Annotated in this window: 1 rRNA gene; it reads right to left on the bottom strand. The window is 56.2% G+C overall.

Annotated elements, in window-relative coordinates:
* Positions 1–22: 22 nt before the first annotated feature.
* Positions 23–3148, bottom strand: a 23S ribosomal RNA gene (locus ACIQM3_RS36475).
* Positions 3149–3211 lie beyond the last annotated feature (63 nt).

Genomic DNA, 3211 nt, shown 5'->3' with positions numbered 1-3211 from the left:
AACACAGTGGACGCGAGCAACTGAGGACAAGCCCTCGGCCTATTAGTACCAGTCAGCTCCACCCGTTACCGGGCTTCCACATCTGGCCTATCAACCCAGTCGTCTACTGGGAGCCTTAACCACTCAAGGTGGTGGGAATACTCATCTCGAAGCAGGCTTCCCGCTTAGATGCTTTCAGCGGTTATCCTTTCCGAACGTAGCCAACCAGCCATGCCCTTGGCAGGACAACTGGCACACCAGAGGTTCGTCCGTCCCGGTCCTCTCGTACTAGGGACAGCCCTTCTCAATATTCCTACGCGCACAGCGGATAGGGACCGAACTGTCTCACGACGTTCTAAACCCAGCTCGCGTACCGCTTTAATGGGCGAACAGCCCAACCCTTGGGACCGACTCCAGCCCCAGGATGCGACGAGCCGACATCGAGGTGCCAAACCATCCCGTCGATATGGACTCTTGGGGAAGATCAGCCTGTTATCCCCGGGGTACCTTTTATCCGTTGAGCGACAGCGCTTCCACAAGCCACTGCCGGATCACTAGTCCCGACTTTCGTCCCTGCTCGACCCGTCGGTCTCACAGTCAAGCTCCCTTGTGCACTTACACTCAACACCTGATTGCCAACCAGGCTGAGGGAACCTTTGGGCGCCTCCGTTACTCTTTAGGAGGCAACCGCCCCAGTTAAACTACCCATCAGACACTGTCCCTGATCCGGATCACGGACCCAGGTTAGACATCCAGCACGACCAGAGTGGTATTTCAACGACGACTCCACAACCACTGGCGTGGCCGCTTCAAAGTCTCCCACCTATCCTACACAAGCCGAACCGAACACCAATATCAAACTATAGTAAAGGTCCCGGGGTCTTTCCGTCCTGCTGCGCGAAACGAGCATCTTTACTCGTAGTGCAATTTCACCGGGCCTATGGTTGAGACAGTCGAGAAGTCGTTACGCCATTCGTGCAGGTCGGAACTTACCCGACAAGGAATTTCGCTACCTTAGGATGGTTATAGTTACCACCGCCGTTTACTGGCGCTTAAGTTCTCAGCTTCGCACACCCGAAAGTGCACTAACCGGTCCCCTTAACGTTCCAGCACCGGGCAGGCGTCAGTCCGTATACATCGCCTTACGGCTTCGCACGGACCTGTGTTTTTAGTAAACAGTCGCTTCTCGCTGGTCTCTGCGGCCACCCCCAGCTCACCGAGTAAATCGGATCACCAGTGATGGCCCCCCTTCTCCCGAAGTTACGGGGGCATTTTGCCGAGTTCCTTAACCATAGTTCACCCGAACGCCTCGGTATTCTCTACCTGACTACCTGAGTCGGTTTAGGGTACGGGCCGCCATGAAACTCGCTAGAGGCTTTTCTCGACAGCATAGGATCATCCACTTCACCACAATCGGCTCGGCATCAGGTCTCAGCCTTAACGTGTGACGGATTTACCTACCACACGGCCTACACCCTTACCCCGGGAACAACCATCGCCCGGGTTGGACTACCTTCCTGCGTCACCCCATCGCTTACCTAATACAAGTCTGGTTCGTCGGCTCCACCACTACCCTCAACTCCGAAGAGATCGGGCCGGCTTCACGGACTTAGCATCGCCTGATTCAGTATTGGGCGTTTCAAAGCGGGTACCGGAATATCAACCGGTTGTCCATCGACTACGCCTGTCGGCCTCGCCTTAGGTCCCGACTTACCCTGGGCAGATCAGCTTGACCCAGGAACCCTTAGTCAATCGGCGCACACGTTTCTCACGTGTGTATCGCTACTCATGCCTGCATTCTCACTCGTGAACCGTCCACAACTCGCTTCCGCGGCTGCTTCACCCGGCACACGACGCTCCCCTACCCATCCACACAGGCGTTGGCCCTATATGTGTGAATGACACGACTTCGGCGGTACGCTTGAGCCCCGCTACATTGTCGGCGCGGAATCACTTGACCAGTGAGCTATTACGCACTCTTTCAAGGGTGGCTGCTTCTAAGCCAACCTCCTGGTTGTCTCTGCGACTCCACATCCTTTCCCACTTAGCGTACGCTTAGGGGCCTTAGTCGATGCTCTGGGCTGTTTCCCTCTCGACCATGGAGCTTATCCCCCACAGTCTCACTGCCGTGCTCTCACTTACCGGCATTCGGAGTTTGGCTAAGGTCAGTAACCCGGTAGGGCCCATCGCCTATCCAGTGCTCTACCTCCGGCAAGAAACACACGACGCTGCACCTAAATGCATTTCGGGGAGAACCAGCTATCACGGAGTTTGATTGGCCTTTCACCCCTAACCACAGGTCATCCCCCAGGTTTTCAACCCTGGTGGGTTCGGTCCTCCACGAAGTCTTACCTCCGCTTCAACCTGCCCATGGCTAGATCACTCCGCTTCGGGTCTAGAGCGTGCAACTCAATCGCCCTATTCGGACTCGCTTTCGCTACGGCTTCCCCACACGGGTTAACCTCGCTACACACCGCTAACTCGCAGGCTCATTCTTCAAAAGGCACGCAGTCACGACTGCATGTGCAAGCACATACAGCGACGCTCCCACGGCTTGTAGGCACACGGTTTCAGGTACTATTTCACTCCGCTCCCGCGGTACTTTTCACCATTCCCTCACGGTACTATCCGCTATCGGTCACCAGGGAATATTTAGGCTTAGCGGGTGGTCCCGCCAGATTCACACGGGATTTCTCGGGCCCCGTGCTACTTGGGTGTCTCTCAAACGAGCCGTTGATGTTTCAGCTACGGGGGTCTTACCCTCTACGCCGGACCTTTCGCATGTCCTTCGCCTACATCAACGGTTTCTGACTCGCCTCACAGCCGGCAGACTGTGAAAAAGAGATCCCACAACCCCGTATGCGCAACCCCTGCCGGGTATCACACGCATACGGTTTGGCCTCATCCAGTTTCGCTCGCCACTACTCCCGGAATCACGGTTGTTTTCTCTTCCTGCGGGTACTGAGATGTTTCACTTCCCCGCGTTCCCTCCACACTGCCTATGTGTTCAGCAGCGGGTGACAGCCCATGACGACTGCCGGGTTTCCCCATTCGGAAACCCCCGGATCAAAGCTTGGTTGACAGCTCCCCGGGGACTATCGTGGCCTCCCACGTCCTTCATCGGTTCCTGGTGCCAAGGCATCCACCGTGCGCCCTTAAAAACTTGGCCACAGATGCTCGCGTCCACTGTGCAGTTCTCAAACAACGACCAGCCACCCATCACCCCACCCAT

The organism is Streptomyces sp. NPDC091271, from assembly GCF_044757505.1.
GTDB lineage: Bacteria > Actinomycetota > Actinomycetes > Streptomycetales > Streptomycetaceae > Streptomyces.
Note: the sequence above shows the minus strand (reverse complement) of the source record. Positions and strands in the feature narration are given on the sequence as shown.